Consider the following 16289-nt stretch of genomic DNA (forward strand, 5'->3'; position numbering starts at 1 on the left):
TAACAGTTAAATATAATTCGCTATAGCTGGACATTCTCCTGCAAAATTGTTAAAAGTTTTGTCAGTTTATGTTGAAAAAGATTTTTTTCCTCTGCGGTAATCGCTTTGGGACCCTTGGAATAGTGCCCGCGCCTGCGTTCAACCGCCTTGGCATGCCTGCTCTCCAGCATAAAATCCATGGTAGAATTCTCATATTCCTGGCCCCGGTTTGAAAGTGCAAGGCAGCGTTTGCCCAGCGCCAGCGCCGCCAGTCCATAATCCTGCGTAATTACGATATCTCCTGCAGAAATATGATTGGCGATATAGAGGTCGGCACTGTCTGCCCCGCGGTCCACCTGAACCACCTTAACGCCTTCTTCCGCCCGCAGCACATGATCATAGGAGGAGACCATCAGCACCGGAAGCCCGAATTCGCGCGCCACGGTAATAATCTCCTGCTTAACCGGACAAGCATCCCCGTCCACAACAATCTTTCTTAGCCGGGAAGTTCCCAAGCTCACCTCACCAAATTCCTGTGTAATATATATTACGCTCAACCGTTCAAAAATCCTTCTTTGGTAAAGCATAAATACGGAACGAATGTCAACTTACGCATTGGCACCGTTCCGTATATTTATACCCTAAACCCTCGATCTATACCATAAAATCGTAAACATTACTTAAAACCTGCCTGAATTACCACACCAGCTTGCCGAAATCAGCAAACAACTTGGAGTCGGTATGAATGCCGGCCAGCAGCGCCAGACGGTTCGAGCGGACGGCTTCGTCTTCGGCCATAACCATAACCGAATCGAAGAATCCGGTAACGGATGCTTCAAGTCCCGACAGAATCTGCAGGGCCTCAGCGGCATGTCTGGAAGCAAGGGCTGCGCGGTAAGGCTCATGAATACTCTGCCAAGTCGCGTACAGCTTCTGTTCCGCTTCTTCCTTAAGCAGGGCCGGGTCGATAACTGCATCCTCCGGAGCTTTGGCGGCCAGATTGCTGACACGGGTCAGGGAATCCACAGTAATTTTGAAATCAGCCTGATCGGTTACGGCATTCATCAAAGCCAGACTTCTGCTTACTACATCAACGATATCATCGAATCCAGCCGCAAGCGCTGCATCTACAACATCATAACGTACATTGTTGTCGGCTAACAGGCGTTTGACGCGCAGACCGAAGAACTCGTACAGAGTTATACGCAGTTCAGGGGTGAAATGTTTCTCTGTACGGAAACTTTCATGAACTTCCAGTGCCGCTGCAAAAATTTCCTGCAGGCTTAGGCTCAGCTGATGCTCCAGTACGATCTGGACAATTCCTGCCGCCTGACGGCGCAGGGCATAAGGGTCCTGGGAGCCGGTTGGAATAATTCCGATCGAGAAGCAGCCGACAATCGTATCGATTTTATCAGCAAGGCTGACTACAAGACCTGCCTGTGTAGAAGGAACAGCATCTCCGGCGAAGCGCGGCTGATAATGCTCGAAGACCGCTTTGGACACCTGTTCTGCTTCCCCGGCCTTGCGGGCATAATCCTCACCCATCGTACCCTGCAGCTCAGGGAATTCACCCACCATTTGGGTAACCAGATCGAATTTGCAAATATCCGCTGTACGGCTCACTTCCGCAGCAGCCTCTGAAGACAGCTCAAGCTTCACCGCCAAGCGGTCAGCGATGGCACGGATGCGGCGCACTTTGTCACCTACACTGCCCAGCTCTTCATGGTAGACGATATTCTCCAGCTTGGCCAGAGCATCGTTAATCTGCAGCTTCTGGTCTTCTTCATAAAAGAATTTGGCATCCGACAAGCGGGCGCGCAGCACCTTCTCGTTCCCCTTGGCGATGACATCCAGCGATACCGCATTCCCGTTACGTACCGTTACGAAGAACGGCAACAGCTTGCCGTCTTCACCAAACACCGGGAAGTAACGCTGATGCTCACGCATTGAGGTGATCAGCACCTCCTGCGGAATATTCAGGAAGGCCGGATCAAAGGTGCCGAACAGCACAGTCGGCGTCTCTACCAGGAACAGGACCTCTTCCAGCAGATCCTCCTTGATCGCAATCTTCCAGCTCTTCTCTTCCGCAAGCTTATGAATACCGCTTAGAATCAGCTCTTCGCGCTCCTTCACATCCACCATCACATGCTGGCTGCGCAGTGCTTCAACGTATGCAGCAGGCTCTGCGATCACAGCTTCTTCACCGAGGAAGCGATGGCCGCGACTCACATTGCCTGCTTTGACACCGGTGATCTCCAGATCAATAATCTCCTGGCCGAAGAGTGCGACCATCCAGCGGATCGGACGGACGAACTTGAAATCATAAGCGCCCCAGCGCATATTTTTCGGGAAGGTCATGCTGTTGACAATGCCAGCCAGGCCTTCGGAGAGCAAGGAGGCTGTCTCGATGCCGGTGCTGTTCTTGGTCACATAGATGTATTCCACGCCTGCCAGTTCCTTGAACGTGAACTGCTCCGGCGAGGCGCCCTGACTGCGGGCAAAGCCTAATGCAGCCTTGCTCCATTCGCCGCTTGCATCCAGTGCGATTTTGCGTGACGGGCCTTTGACCTCTTCGCTTACATCCTCTTGGCGATCTGCGGCATCCTTCACCAGTACGGCAAGGCGGCGCGGTGTTGCATATGCACTGACGCCCTGATGACTGATCCGTGAGGCCTCCAGCCATTTCGCCGTTCTGTCCTTCAGTTGCTCCATCGCCGCGCGGATAAAGCGTGCAGGGATTTCCTCCAGACCGATCTCGAACAGAATATCCTTAGACATGGTCAGCACCTTCTTTCTTCAGCAGCGGGAAGCCCAGCTTCTCGCGTTCCTCCAGATATGTCGCCGCTACGGTGCGGGCCAAATTGCGTACTCTCGTAATGAAGCCAGTGCGTTCCGTTACGCTGATTGCGCCGCGCGCATCCAGCAGGTTGAAGGTATGCGAGCATTTCAGCACGTAATCATACGCCGGGAACACTAAATGGTTCTCCATCGCTCTGCGGGCTTCCTCTTCGTAGGTGTTGAACAGGGTGAACAGCATTTTGACGTCCGAGACTTCAAAGGTGTAGGTGGAATGCTCAACCTCCGGCTGATGGAATACATCTCCGTACGTCATACCGTCTACCCATTCCAGGTCAAATACATTTTCCTTATCCTGAATATAGGAGGCCAGACGCTCCATCCCGTAAGTGATCTCCACCGCTACCGGACTTGCTTCAATTCCGCCAACCTGCTGGAAGTACGTGAACTGGGTAATTTCCATACCGTCCAGCCACACTTCCCAGCCGAGACCCGCACAGCCCAGAGACGGATTCTCCCAGTTGTCTTCGACAAACCGCACATCATGCAGCAGGGGATCTACGCCCAGTGCCTTCAGGCTATCCAGGTACAGCTCCTGAATATTGTCCGGGGACGGCTTGATGATAACCTGGAACTGGTGATGCTGATACAGGCGGTTCGGGTTCTCCCCGTAACGGCCGTCGGACGGACGGCGTGAAGGCTCCACATAAGCAACCTTCCACGGCTCCGGACCCAAGGAACGCAAAAAAGTCATAGGGTTCATCGTGCCCGCCCCTTTTTCCGTATCATACGGTTGGACGAGAATACAGTTCTGGGCGGCCCAGAATTGCTGCAGGGTCAGAATCATCTGCTGAAAGTTCATAACTACCGGCTCCTTCGCTTTACAAGTGTGGTACTGCCTCTTGCGTATGACTGGCTCTTGCTGCTGCGCGATGGAGGCGGCACCCGCTTCTATGTACCTGCGGTCTGTGATGGAAGATGATCTCCCGCACAGCCACAAGCCAAAAAGCTCCCGCCCCCATGCCTGATGAACAGACATAGGGACGAGAGCTCAAATATGTTCTCCCGCGGTTCCACCCTACTTGATTACGCAAAAATCACGAAATCCACTTTTCATGCTGCCGCTTCCGTACTCCCGGGTGCCCTGTTCATGAACGTCGTCCCGCCAGGCTTCCACTACCCCCGGCTCGCTGCTGCGACAATACCGCCCACTACTTTCCCGATCCACGCACTCTCTCCAGTTCTGGAGCAAACACGGCAATCTTATAAAAGAAACTGAACTTATAGTAACGGATAATTCGTGATTCGTCAAATATTGTATTTATCAAGCTGGTCCAGGAAGCTCTGGGTCTTCAGTCTGAGTCCCAGCTGCATATCCATGAATCCCCGCATAACGGTCTTCAGCTCCGCACGGGTCTCCGGCTTCACATCCACATTTCCCAGCCTGGTCAGATCCAGCGCCGCGAAGATCCGCAGCAGCTTCAAGGCACGCGGGGAAATCTCCATGGCCGGAGGATCGTTATGCCGGCAACTGCGGCAGAGAACTCCCCCCAGACGGGGACTGATTCTAAGCTCCTCATCCGGCTTGTCCTTGCCGCAGACGATACAGGCATCGAGCTGAGGCCCATAACCGGCAGCTTGCAGCACCTTCATTTCAAATACATTATTGATAATGCCGGGCTCTTTGTCTTCCTCCAGTGCATTCAGGCAGGCGGTCAGCTGGCGGTACCAGAAGCTGCCTGTCTCTTCATCATGCAGCACCCGGTCCAGCAGCTCGCAGGCATAGGATGCATACGCCGCCTTGACCAGATCCTCGCGCAGCGGATGATGGGACTTCGTGATCTCCCCGGCATTGAGTGTTCCCAGTCCGCCGTTGTTACGGAAGAACACGAACTCACCTGTTGTGAACAGCTGGATCAGGGCAGCATGACGGCTTTTGACCTTCTTGGCGCCCCGCACCAGAACCCCTACTTTACCCGCGTTCTCGGTGCAAAGCGTAATAATGGCGTTCCCTTCACCGTAGTCCATGCTGCGGATGACGATCCCTTCCACCCTGTATAGCATGCCTCTTCCCCCAACCACTCGGCAAGCAACCAGTCCTTATTGTGCTTCTTCATCGATGGCCATCTCTTCCTCCGCCGGCAGCGGTCCGCTGCCCTCGGGCGAATCCCCAGCTTCCCTGTACAGCAAATACGCATCGAGATCTCCAGTCATTGCAAAATACTTCCACGAAAAATTCCGCATTCGTATTCATCCTTTCTTCGGAAACACGATGTCTCTTCAGATGTAGGATGTGCGATGCCCCAGGATCTATCCGTGCAATTCCTGCCATGTTGAGGCGGCGTGAGAGGTGATCATTCTTTATGGAAGCCCAAATCCCGCAGGACGCGGTCCTGGTTACGCCAGTCTTTTTTCACCTTCACCCATAATTCCAGGAAAATCTTCGAGCCCAGCAGGTTCTCAATATCCGTCCGCGCCCGGCGTCCGACTTCCTTCAGCAGCGCTCCCTGCTTACCGATAATGATCCCCTTCTGGGAATCGCGCTCAACAAAGATAACCGCCGAAATATGCACAACCCCATTCGGTTCCACGCTCATATCCTCAATCGCCACTGCGATGGAATGCGGCACCTCTTCACGGGTCAGATGCAGAATCTTCTCGCGGATCAGCTCCGCGCAGACGAACTGCTCGGGGTGATCGGTAATCTGGTCGTCCGGGTAATACTGCGGGCCTTCCGGCAGGTATTTCTGCACCTGCTCCAGCAGCGTGTTGACGTTATTGCCCATCTTGGCAGAAATTGGTACGATTTCGGCGAACTCATGCAGCTTGTTGTATTCCGTAATCATCGGCAGCAGCGCTTCCGGCTCAATCTTGTCAATCTTGTTCATGACCAGAATGACCGGGGTCTTAATGCTGCCAAGCTGTTCCGCGATAAAACGGTCGCCGCCGCCCATACCCTCAGAGGCATCCACGAGGAACAATACCGCTTCCACTTCATGCAGAGTGCTCATCGCCGTCTGATTCATGTAATCACCCAGCTTGGATTGTCTTTTATGGATACCCGGTGTGTCCAGGAATACGATCTGTGAGTTATTTGCCGTGTATACTCCGTGAATTTTGTTGCGGGTGGTCTGCGGCTTGTCCGACATAATGGCAATCTTCTGGCCGATTACCTGGTTCATGAGTGTTGATTTGCCTACGTTTGGTCTGCCGATAATGGCGACAAACCCTGATTTGAATTTCATATGATCCTCCTATTTATCTTACAACTTGGTCAAAAGCGTTTCGGTCAAAAGCGTTCACCCTTAAAAGCGTTCACCCTTAAAAGCGTTTCGATCCCCCTAAATCCCCCTTCGCCAAAGGGGACCCCAAGGGCCCCGGCCCTCTGGACACCCGGAACTGGCGTGGGCGCAGCACTTGGCGCGGTAAGAGACTTTGGAAGTATGAGCGCTGTTCGTTCCCTGCGGGAACACGCTTGACTGCGGCGCGGTTGATTGGCGGTGACCAGCATGCGGCGCGGGACAGGGAGCTGTGGAGCACGAGCGCTTTTCGTTCCCTGCGGGAACACGCTTGACTGCGGCGCAAAAGGTTACTTGAACCCCGAACCCTCACCAAAAAGCTTAGTTGTATTTTGTACACTTATTCTGCTCAAAATCAGAGGTTTTTGCAGTTTAGATGTAATTTGTACATCTATTTTCCTCAGCAAAGTCACTTTTGGCAATATACCGTGAATTTAGTTGTACATTTTACACTTAAACCTTATTTCACCTATCCTCACGGAAATATAGTTGTACCATATACACTTAAAGCCGGCTCATACGGTATGCATTTTCGATCCTGCTACCGTACAGCAACCGTCTTTACAAGCTTGCCGTTTACTCCGGAGCCTGCCCCTGCGTAAGATCCGCAGGACCGAAGGCGCCGGGGAGCAGGTCACGGACCGTAGTCTCCATAATATCGCCCTTCAGGTTGCCGAGAATGACTGGCATATCGGGGCCGCATAGCTCGACCATCACCTGGCGGCAGACGCCGCAAGGCGATACGGGGCCGTCTGTGTCCGCCACGACTGCGATAGCTTTGAAGGTACCGGGCTTATGGCCGTCCGCAATGGCGCGGAACATGGCCGTCCGCTCGCCGCAGTTGGTGGGACCGTAAGCGGCATTCTCGATGTTGCAGCCATGGTGGACCTTGCCGTCCTGATCCAGAAGGGCTGCCCCTACCCCGAAGCGGGAATAAGGTATATATGCATTGGCTCTTGCCTTGATCGCTTCCTGAAGAAGTAGCGCAGAATCCATAATTGTCCTCCTGAAAGTTTTATTGAGCATCCACTACATTGAATCTCCATCGAAATAAAACTCGCTTCGTAAGCATAAGCCTAGTTTTAATGAGCACTCTCTTCATCGAATCTTCTTCGAAATAAAACTCGCTTCGTAAGCATAACCTTAGTTTTGGGAGCATGGCCCGAAAAAATTATCCTAATTAAAGATGACGGAGCACGCAAAGCGGGTCCGCCTCTTCCACCAGCTGAAGTTGTAAACTGATTATGACATAATACCTGTGATCCAGTCCATCACGGGATGATAAAAAACATAGATTCCGGCAATCACGGCAAACACCGCCGTAAGCAGCACGGCGCCTGCGGCGGTATCTTTGGCCTTCTTGGCCAAGGGGTGAACCTCAGGCGAAACCAGATCAATCGTCGCTTCAATCGCCGTGTTCAGCAGCTCGGCTGTCAGCACCAGCGTAATGGCCAGCAGCAGCAGCATCCAGCTTGACAGAGGAAGCCTGAATACAGCGGCGGCAATCACTACGATAACCGCAAGACCGCTATGCACCTTCATGTTCAGCTCCGACCGGAATGCTGCCGCAATGCCGTGTGCGGCGAAGCGAAAGGAATGCCAGAATTTTTTGTGGCCCACCGCCGTATTCTTGACCATTAGCGTGTCAACCCGACCTGAGCCAGAGCCTTCTCCTGCTTGGACATCATTTCGGCCTCAGCCTCCGGCTCCTGATGATCATAGCCCAGCAAATGCAGGAACCCGTGGACGAACAGGAAGCCCAGCTCCCGCTCCAGCGAATGGCCGTATTCCTCAGCCTGCTCCTGCGCCCGGGTAACCGAGATGATAATATCCCCAAGCACATTCGGTACTTCCTCCAGCTCTTCGTCCTCATCTGCCAGGTCGTACCGGATCTCCAGCTCATCTTCTCCGGCCTCATTCATCGCGAAGGAGAGCACATCGGTCGGACGGTCAATGCCGCGGTACTCGAGATTGAGCTCGTGAATGCGTTCGTTATTGACGAAGGTCAGATCCACTTCCCCGGTGTCAATCCCTTCCGCTTGCCCTGCTGTCTGCAGAAGCCGCTCCAGCAGCTCGATCAGATCGCCGTTAATTTCATGTTCATCCTGTTCATTGTTCCAAACGACGCTCAGACTCATTTTTGATGGCCCCTTCCTCTTTTTTGGGCTTGCGCACATCCTCGGGATATTCAATCCGGGAATGGAATATGCCCATTACCGTCTCTTTCAGTGTCCGCGAAATAATATCCAGCTCCTTGATGGTCAGATCGCACTCATCGAACTGATGGTCATCCAGCCGGCTTTTGATAATTTTCTCAATCATGGTCTCCACCTGCACCACGGTTGGCTTGCGGAGCGAACGGACTGCAGCCTCCACACTGTCGGCGATCCCGACGACTGCGGATTCCTTCGACTGTGCCTTCGGGCCGGGATAACGGAAATCCTCCTCCGTGAAGTCCGGCTCTACACCCTTATCTTCTGCAAGCTTCAATGCCTTATGATAAAAATAATGCAGGAACGTCGTGCCATGATGCTGCTCGGCAATATCGCGGATCGGCTTCGGCAGCTTGTATTCCTTCTGCATCTCCACTCCGTCCCGGGCGTGGGCCACAATGATCGACTTGCTCAGCTTCGGCTCAATCGTATCATGCGGATTCTCCATATTGTTCTGGTTCTCTATGAAATAGAACGGGCGCTTCGTCTTGCCGATGTCATGATAATACGACCCTACCCGGCACAGCAAGCCGTCCGCACCAATCGCTTCGGCCGCAGCCTCGGACAGATTGCCTACCATCACGCTGTGGTGATAGGTTCCTGGCGTCTCTGTAAGCAGCTTGCGCAGCAGCGGATGGTTCGGGTTAGACAGCTCTACGAGCTTCAGTGCCGACAGAATGCCGAACGTTACCTCGAAGAACGGCATCAGGCCGATGACCAGCACTGCGGTAAGCAGCCCCCCGGCAAAGGAGAAGCCCAAGGCATATAACGTATTCGTCTCGTTCCAGACGCCGCCGCTCAGCATGGTCAATATGGCTACGGTCAGGCAGCCGAGCAGGGATACCATAATCCCGCCCTTCAGCAGCGTGGAGCGCTGTCCGGCACGGTGGGTTGAGAAGATGGCAACATAACTTACGATCAGGGCGAAGAAGCCGAAGGTGAAATCAAAGATAGTATTCTGCTGAACATTCAGCAGGATACTGGCCAGAATGCTGAACAGAATGGAGCAGAAATAAGCTAAAGTCATGTCCAGCAGCATGGAAATCAGCATCGCGCCGAGAGCCACAGGTGCCAGATAGCCGATATATGTCCGCACATCGGTCTGCAGGAAGGCCGTAAGCTTCATCATAACAATCGTAATAATAAAGACCAGTACCAGCATAAGCAGCTGGGAGTTATTGTATTTGAAGCCTGAGGCTCCGCCATTGTAGCGGATGAAGGTCATGAGGCCAAAGGACAGCAGCGCAGAGAGCAGCAGCAGGCCGAGTTGCGGCCAGTAATTAATCTCTTTGCTGAGCAGCCCGTTCTCATCCAGCAGCTTGTACAGCTCAGGGGTAATCTCCTGATTCTTGGCGACCAGCACATCCCCCTGCTCGATGAACACATCCGGCGTATTCTGACGGGCCTGCACCTTCGCTTCCTTGGTCGCATCCTCGTCATAGAATTTGTTGGCGGTGATCACCAGCCGCACCAGCTCCTGCACCACCTCGCGGGCGGTGCGCTGCCCCAGCGAACTGACGCTGACCTGCTCGGCCACCTTGGCGCGCGCGGTCTGGGCATCGGTAATCTGGTCATTCATCAGCTTGATGACTATGTCACGGGCCACCGGCTTCATTTCGATGATATCCTGCTGAGTCAGGCGCGGGATCTTGATATAGGTCTCTTCCGGAATGACGTAGGCCTGATCCTTGATGACGGACTGCATTTCATTCAGCAGGTGCTCGGAGTAGGTCCCGGCCTTCTGGCTGGCAGCCACAAAATTAAGAATAAAATCATTTGCACGCTCTGGAATAACTTCACGGTAGATCTCCGTCTTTTCGCTTTGTGAGATCGTATCATCCTGATTCAACCGGTCTATTCTATCGAGAAGCATGGTTACGAGATTCTCAGTCCGCATTGGGATAATGGCATAGCGGTTAGTTACATTCTCAGCTGCTTCTTCCTGGGCCTTGAGCTTGGCGTTGGTGTCCAGGATTTGCTTGGGTGCTGTAATCTCCTTGGCACTGCGGGTTCCCTCTTTGATATCATACCTTTTGGGCAGCAGATCAGAGGACAGGCTGAGGTAGAAAACAACGGCGAGTAACAGGAAAAGAGCATAGCGCGACACCGCGCTATACTTCCATCCGCTGCTGCTATATACAAATCCGCTTAATTTCGATGGTTGCTTTGAGGCCATGAAGACAATCCCCTTTTTTATTGGAGGTTTTCGGCAGAGCGGTCATAGGCAACGATAATTTTCTGCACAAGGGAATGACGGACAACGTCCTGCTCAGCGAAGTAGACAAAGCCAAGCTCCTCGATACCGGAAAGAATCGTTTTGGCTTCGATCAGCCCTGACTTCTTGCCGCGCGGCAAATCGATCTGGGTCACATCGCCCGTGATGACCATCTTGGAGCCGAAGCCCAGACGGGTGAGGAACATTTTCATTTGTTCGGGTGTGGTATTCTGCGCTTCATCGAGGATGATAAAAGCATCCTCCAGCGTACGTCCGCGCATATAGGCAAGCGGTGCAATCTCGATCAGCCCGCGCTCCAGCGCCTTCGCCACCTGATCAGGCCCCATAACGTCGTACAAGGCGTCGTATAGCGGCCGCAGATACGGATCTACCTTCTCCTGCAAATCTCCCGGGAGGAAGCCCAGGTTCTCCCCGGCCTCTACAGCCGGACGCGTAAGCACGATCCGTTTGACCGAGCCTTCCTTCAGCGCCGTCACCGCGAGGACCACAGCCAGATAGGTCTTACCTGTGCCCGCCGGGCCGATGCCGAAGACGATATCGCGCTTTTTGATGGTGCTCACATAATGCTTCTGGCCAATCGTTTTGACACGGATCGGCTTGCCGCGGAATGTTGTCGTGATCTCGCCCTTGAACAGGTCCAGCAGCTGGTCGGCACGGAAATCCTTCGCCAGCTCCACGGCGTACTGCACATCGCGTTCGCTCAATATATAACCCCCGCGTACGAGTGACAGCAGCACGTTGAAGAGCTGGCCCAGCATGTCCACTTCCCGCTCCGTACCGCGAATCGTAATTTCGGCCTCGCGTGAATTAATAACTGCCGGAATTTCTTTCTCGATGATTTTCAGGAATCCATCCTGCGGGCCGAACAGGGATTGCGCTTCTCCCGCATTGTGCAAAGATATTTGAATGCTTGCAGTCTGTTCTGACAAGTAGCCTCATTCTCCTCAATTGTTTACTATCGGAAGCTCTTCCGCGATTCTCTCTTCCACCTCAAACAGCACTTTCATATAAACTTTACCATTCTCTTTCTTCTCATGCAAAATTTTTTGACTTTTGATGACGCTATCAGCGCCGTAACGCGCGAAAATATCGCTCTTGGCCCGCGTCAGCCCTTCTGCACGCGCGGCTTCCGAAGTAAGCGCTTCAGTCGTATATTTAATCTCCAGCTCCTTCTCGGTCATCAGGCCCAGCGGCAGCTGAAAAGAACGCCACGACAGCATATCGGGCTCTGAAAGAGTACGTGACTTCGCAAACCCGGAGTCCCCGTAGCCCCACAGCTGAATCGCCCATTTGCCAAGAACGAGATAGGTGCGGTCCTTGCGTTCTCCTGTATATGCACTGCCCGTTCTTTTGAGCGGTACCTCCAGATTATATTCATGCCATACAAGGCCTTTAACCATGCCTTTGGCGACAACGAACTCTGTATTCTCCTCGTCACCCAGCGCACCGGAGATGAGGATGTCCCCTTTTTTAACCCGCGAATTCCGGCTGACCACCGGTCTGCCCTGCTCCGCATAGATCTCAGTCACGACGGCATCGGTCCGGCTGATGAGATGGCGCTGGCTGAGCAGCGGTTTGTTATCCGGGCGGTCAGCTTCGACGACCTGTATGGTAATGCTCGTCCCGTTCCGGTGGAACCCGGCCCAAGTTAAGCCCGGAACCAGGGTGGTCAGCTCACGGGACAGCTCGTCCGATTCCTGCATGCGCCAGATCCACTGAAACGGATAGACGCCCTCCTTGCGTGCGGCTTCCAGGATGTCCTCGGTCGGAATGCGGGTATTCCCTTCAACCTTGACGCTCCAGATCATCGAGGAGAGCAGCAGCAGGCCTACACCGAAGATCAGCATACCTGCGGCAAAAAACTTCCGTCTCCACAAGCGCGCGAGGCGAAACGGAAGTCCGTGCCTGGCTGTAACATGCATACGGCAGCCTGTCTTTTTGAGGAGCGGGCGAAGCCGGAAAAAGTCATCCAGCAGCAGATTCAAAGAAGCGCCGTCCCCGGCAGGCCTCACATCCCAGATGATGATGCCCGCTCCAGTTACAGCATTAATGAATTTCTCCACCTGCGGTCCGCTCACATGCAGTGTAACGAACCCCCGCAGTGATGACAGAGGCGGTTCTTTCATGGATTCTCCCCACTTTCCTTATATCTGATTTCACCGATTACTCCAATGACGGCAAGCTCCTGGCCCAGAATATTGCGGATGACCAGTCCTTCACCGGAAATCTCCAGCACCCCTTGGGTTAATGCCAGTCTGAGCTGCTCCGAAGAGAAGTGCAGCACGCCGCGGTGGTTCTCAATATACAGCTCCTTATTGCCGATCAGGGTGATCCGGGGCATCTCCTGCAGCACATCCTGCGGAAGATCCAGTACCCCGTTTGTCCATCCCCGCAGCCTGCGGCCGATACGGGTCATAAGTAGACGCTCCCCCTTCCTGCCTTCTGTACACCTTATGCGGCGGGGCGGCTGTTTATGAGAAGAACTCACACCCTTCTCCCAGGGAAAACAGCAAAAAAGCCTGAATCCCTTCCGGTTAAGGAATGGATTCAGGCTTATGTGCAGTATACATGTTGATCAGGAGGCGGAGGCAAGGTCTTAGCGCCGCGTGGAATGCGGCTGGCGGGCACGGGGCGGACCCAGCACCTCCGCCCATACCAGACCGCTGCGCAGCGTGTCAGGGTCGCCTGTGAGCGGATGGACAGCATATGCCGGCGATGCTGCATCTGCGTCCTCCCCGCCTGCGTCGGAGCCCGCAGACGGGACCGCAGCCGCCATTCCGTCAAAGGCAGCCTTCAGCTTCTCCAGCTCTTGCTGCATGCGTTCTGTGCGGGCCTCCACGCTGTCCAGATCATCGGCCTGTTCCAGAGACACACCTTCGCCTGTCTCATCACCGGGAGCCGGCTGCCAAGCCTCAGCCCATGCTGGCGAAGACGGGGCCTCCTGAGCATCCGGCGGCGGGGCAGGCTGGTTTGGGGCCGTCCTTGTCCCGGCAGGCGCCGGAAATCCGCTGCCCTGCTGTTCAACGCGTCCGGCCTTCCGGCGGCGGGGCAGCGGATTGCCGATATCTCCCCCGCCGCCCCCAAAGGTAGGCATCCCCCCGCGCGGGGCCTGTTTGTCTTTGCCCTTCTGTTTGTTCAGATTGGTGATGATCGCTATGGCCGCCAGCACCAGGAAATAGATCACGCCGCTCATAGGAGCTCACATCCCTTTATTTGTGGGGCGGACGGCTGCTGTCGTCCCCATCGTTTAGTTTGCCGAGGGAACCGCGCATCTGCGTATCTGCCTCGATGTTTTTAAGATTCATATAATCCATCACACCAAGCTTGCCGGAGCGCAGGGCTTCGGCCATCGCCAGCGGAACCTGGGATTCAGATTCAACGACCAGCGCCTTCATCTCAACCACGCGTGCCTTCATCTCCTGCTCATGGGCAACCGCCATGGCCCGGCGTTCTTCAGCCTTCGCTTGGGCGATGCGCTTATCCGCTTCCGCCTGCTCGGTCTGTAGGTACGCACCAATGTTCTTGCCTACATCCACATCCGCAATATCAATGGACAGAATTTCAAAGGCAGTCCCTGAGTCCAGACCCTTGGATAATACGGTCCGGGAGATGGAATCCGGATTCTCAAGCACATCCTTATGCGAATTACTGGAGCCGACTGTGGTTACAATCCCCTCGCCGACACGGGCAATAATCGTCTCTTCGCCCGCACCCCCGACCAGCCGGTCGATATTGGCCCGCACCGTTACCCGTGCCTTGACCTTGACTTCAATCCCGTTCTTGGCTACAGCCGCAACAATCGGCGTCTCAATGACACGCGGGTTAACGCTCATCTGAACCGCCAGCAGCACATCGCGTCCGGCCAGATCGATGGCTGCAGCACGTGTGAATTCCAGCGGAATATCCGCTCTCTGGGCAGCAATCAGCGCGTTCACTACACGGTCCACATTCCCTCCGGCCAAATAATGGCTCTCGAGCTGATTGATATTCAGCCCCAGCCCGGCCTTGGTCGCCTTAATGAGCGGATTGACAATCCGGCTCGGGGTTACCCGGCGCAGACGCATTGCTACCAGCGTGATAATGCTGATTTTGACCCCGGAGGCCCAGGCGGACACCCACAGCATGACCGGGAAGAAGCTGAAGAAGACGCTTAGAACAACAATCACGGCTACCGCGATCAGCAAAAAAGTAATCATAGATGCTTCTAACATACGCTTACCTACCTCCGATATTTTGATAGACAAAAATTATTTCGCAGCTTCCTTCACTACCACACGGCCGCCCTCAACCTTCACCACGGACACGGCCGTCTGCGCCTCGATGAACCCGCCTTCTGTCACCACATCTATCCGTTCGCCGCCAATGGTGGCGGTTCCGGCCGGACGCAGCGGGGTAACACTGATGCCGGAGGCCCCGATCAGACGCAGCTTCTCCGGGACAGGCACGAATCCCTTCTCTCTGGTAAGGCTATCCTGAAGGATGAACCGGTTCCAGATTCCCCGCTCCTTGAAGACTACGGCTACAATCACAATAACCACAGCCGCCGCCGAAAAAGCAATACCAAGGCTGAAAAGGGCATGTGTAAAGCTGTAAGCAGCCCTTACAACACCCGCTACCAGACTGATGGACCCGAGGATTCCCAGAATACCGAAGCTCGGCACGAACAGCTCCAGAATCAGCATCACCAGTCCCAGAATGAACAGCAGCAGCGTCTCCGCCCCGGCGAAGCCGGCCACATAGTTGCCGAAGAAGTAGAGGGCAAATGCCAGCGTACCGACAATTCCGGGCACCCCAAAGCCGGGCACCAGCAGCTCGATGAACACACCGGCTATGCCCACGAAGAGCAAAATCGTCATGACTACCGGATGAGTCAGAAATTGCGACATTTTCTCCGCACCGGTATGCTCAATGCGAAAAATGTCGTCTGTCGAGTAGCCCAGCCAGGTAATCGCCTCCTGCTCTGTTCCAGCAATCCGGTCGGCGTAACCGGCCTGAAGCGCCTCATTGCTGCTCAGAGCGATAATCTCGCCAGCCTGCTTGTTCACACCCAGCTCCGGGCGGTTAACTACCAGATGGACATCCATCATGCCGGCCGCCACTTCAGGATCACGCCCGTTCAGCGTGGCAGCCCCGATCATTTTGGATTTCCAATAGGATACCATCTTGGCATCTTCCACGCTCTTCCCGTTCATGTCCACCAGCGAAGCGGCCCCGATCATGCTGCCCGGCTTCATGATAATGGCGTCCGCGCTCAGCGCAATGTAGCTGCCTGCGGAAGCGGCGTTGCCTTTGATATAGGCTACTACCGGGATCTTGCTGTCTCTGACCAGAGTGCCGATTCGTTCGGCAGAATCCACCCGTCCTCCAGGTGTATCGATCTCCAGAACAATCAGAACTGCGCCGTAATTCGCCGCTTCCTGAAAGCCCCGTTCCAGAAAGCTCTGCAGACCCCGCTCAATCTCCTGATCCACCGGAATAATGAAGACGGGTCCGTTGACCACTGTACCTGAGGCCGCTCCCGGTGCGCGGACCGCTTCATTATCCGCCTGAACCGTCCCCGCCAATGGCAGGAACAGAAGAACCATTAAGGCCGCGATACAGGAAAATATGATGGTGCGTAACTTATTCAAGCCTGCGCCCCCCTTTTGTACGTGAACCATTTGCATTCTCAACTTATCATTGTATGTAAGTCTGCATATAATTCTTAGTATACCTTATACGCAGGTCTATCCAAAAAGCTCCACATAATGAAAAACACCCCTTATA

16 protein-coding genes are annotated in these 16289 nt (G+C 54.3%); all 16 read right to left on the reverse strand.

The features are described 5' to 3' along the window. Positions 1-20 precede the first annotated feature (20 nt). The gene (locus tag C173_RS09585) at positions 21-500 is read right to left on the reverse strand and encodes a YaiI/YqxD family protein (protein WP_036724396.1); all 480 of its coding nucleotides are present in this window, start codon (positions 498-500) and stop codon (positions 21-23) included. Positions 501-675: 175 nt separating this feature from the next. Further along, entirely contained in the window at positions 676-2757 is a 2082-nt protein-coding gene (gene glyS, locus C173_RS09590) for a glycine--tRNA ligase subunit beta (RefSeq protein ID WP_036724331.1), read from the reverse strand. Then, positions 2750-3637 carry a glycine--tRNA ligase subunit alpha gene (gene glyQ, locus C173_RS09595; RefSeq protein ID WP_036724333.1) on the reverse strand — a complete coding sequence of 296 codons (888 nt, stop codon included), beginning with the start codon at positions 3635-3637 and terminating at the stop codon, positions 2750-2752. Before glyQ ends, glyS begins: the two co-directional genes overlap by 8 nt. Before the next feature lie 446 nt (positions 3638-4083). After that, entirely contained in the window at positions 4084-4839 is a 756-nt protein-coding gene (recO, locus tag C173_RS09600) for a DNA repair protein RecO (protein ID WP_036724335.1), read from the reverse strand. 36 nt (positions 4840-4875) lie between these two features. Then, positions 4876-5019 (reverse strand): YqzL family protein, encoded by a 144-nt coding sequence (locus C173_RS33610; protein WP_076075837.1) that lies wholly within the window; start codon positions 5017-5019, stop codon positions 4876-4878. A gap of 110 nt (positions 5020-5129) precedes the next feature. After that, complete coding sequence (gene era, locus C173_RS09605; RefSeq protein WP_036724337.1) at positions 5130-6020, reverse strand: GTPase Era; 891 nt, start codon at positions 6018-6020, stop codon at positions 5130-5132. A 630-nt stretch (positions 6021-6650) separates the two neighbouring features. Then, positions 6651-7070, reverse strand: a complete 420-nt coding sequence (locus C173_RS09610; RefSeq protein ID WP_036724338.1) for a cytidine deaminase — start codon at positions 7068-7070, stop codon at positions 6651-6653. Between the two features lie 246 nt (positions 7071-7316). Then, on the reverse strand, positions 7317-7712 hold the full coding sequence (locus tag C173_RS09615; protein ID WP_036724339.1) for a diacylglycerol kinase family protein: 396 nt from the start codon (positions 7710-7712) through the stop codon (positions 7317-7319). Continuing rightward, positions 7712-8212, reverse strand: coding sequence for an rRNA maturation RNase YbeY (gene ybeY, locus C173_RS09620; protein ID WP_036724340.1), 501 nt, complete (start codon positions 8210-8212; stop codon positions 7712-7714). The genes C173_RS09615 and ybeY overlap by 1 nt, the downstream gene beginning before the upstream one ends. After that, the gene (locus C173_RS09625) at positions 8184-10463 is read right to left on the reverse strand and encodes an HD family phosphohydrolase (protein WP_036724341.1); all 2280 of its coding nucleotides are present in this window, start codon (positions 10461-10463) and stop codon (positions 8184-8186) included. Before C173_RS09625 ends, ybeY begins: the two co-directional genes overlap by 29 nt. A 17-nt stretch (positions 10464-10480) precedes the next feature. Then, positions 10481-11452, reverse strand: coding sequence for a PhoH family protein (locus C173_RS09630; RefSeq protein WP_036690294.1), 972 nt, complete (start codon positions 11450-11452; stop codon positions 10481-10483). Between the two features lie 15 nt (positions 11453-11467). Beyond that, positions 11468-12649, reverse strand: coding sequence for a sporulation protein YqfD (gene yqfD, locus C173_RS09635; RefSeq protein WP_036724344.1), 1182 nt, complete (start codon positions 12647-12649; stop codon positions 11468-11470). Beyond that, positions 12646-12939 carry a sporulation protein YqfC gene (yqfC, locus tag C173_RS09640; protein ID WP_036690297.1) on the reverse strand — a complete coding sequence of 98 codons (294 nt, stop codon included), beginning with the start codon at positions 12937-12939 and terminating at the stop codon, positions 12646-12648. The genes yqfD and yqfC overlap by 4 nt, the downstream gene beginning before the upstream one ends. Before the next feature lie 180 nt (positions 12940-13119). Next, positions 13120-13716: a hypothetical protein gene (locus C173_RS09645; protein WP_036724345.1), complete on the reverse strand. Its 597-nt coding sequence runs from the start codon at positions 13714-13716 to the stop codon at positions 13120-13122. Positions 13717-13732: 16 nt separating this feature from the next. Further along, positions 13733-14734: a flotillin-like protein FloA gene (gene floA / locus C173_RS09650; RefSeq protein ID WP_036724346.1), complete on the reverse strand. Its 1002-nt coding sequence runs from the start codon at positions 14732-14734 to the stop codon at positions 13733-13735. Between the two features lie 36 nt (positions 14735-14770). Further along, positions 14771-16108, reverse strand: a complete 1338-nt coding sequence (locus tag C173_RS09655) for an NfeD family protein (protein ID WP_235191842.1) — start codon at positions 16106-16108, stop codon at positions 14771-14773. Between the last annotated feature and the right edge of the window lie 181 nt (positions 16109-16289).

This window comes from Paenibacillus sp. FSL R7-277 (genome assembly GCF_000517965.1).
Classification (GTDB): Bacteria; Bacillota; Bacilli; order Paenibacillales; family Paenibacillaceae; genus Paenibacillus_AQ; species Paenibacillus_AQ silagei.